Below are 404 nucleotides of genomic sequence, written 5' to 3' on the forward strand. Positions count from 1 at the left end.
CGTCGTGCTCGTCGTCGTGGCGACCGCGGCCGGGGTGGTCCTGCGCGACCACCTGCTCAGCCGGGCCGTCCGCAGCCGCGAGGACCGCATCCTGCAGGAGTTCCCTACGGTCGCAGAGCTGCTCGCCCTGTCCGTGAGCGCGGGGGAGGGTGCCTCGGGCGCCCTGGACCGCGTCTGCCGGCTCTCCGGCGGGGACCTCGCCGAGGAGCTGCGCCACTGCCTCGCCGACGCCCGCGCGGGGTCGTCGCTGCCCGCCGCCCTGCAGTCCCTGGCCGACCGCACCGGGCTCCCGGGCCTCGCCCGCTTCGTCGACGGCATCGTCATCGCCGTCGAGCGCGGCACCCCGCTCGCCGACGTCATGCGCTCGCAGGCGCAGGACGTGCGCGAGCAGGGCCGTCGCGCCG

General features: G+C 77.5%; 1 protein-coding gene. It reads left to right on the forward strand.

Going from position 1 to position 404, the window contains the following annotated elements; all coding sequences use genetic code 11:
• On the forward strand, window positions 1-404 hold a 404-nt coding region (locus tag B4K29_RS00715; protein ID WP_286966178.1), incomplete at both ends, for a type II secretion system F family protein.

Origin of the sequence: Arsenicicoccus sp. UBA6765 (genome assembly GCF_002453335.1) — a bacterium.
GTDB classification, from domain to species: domain Bacteria; phylum Actinomycetota; class Actinomycetes; order Actinomycetales; family Dermatophilaceae; genus Arsenicicoccus; species Arsenicicoccus bolidensis.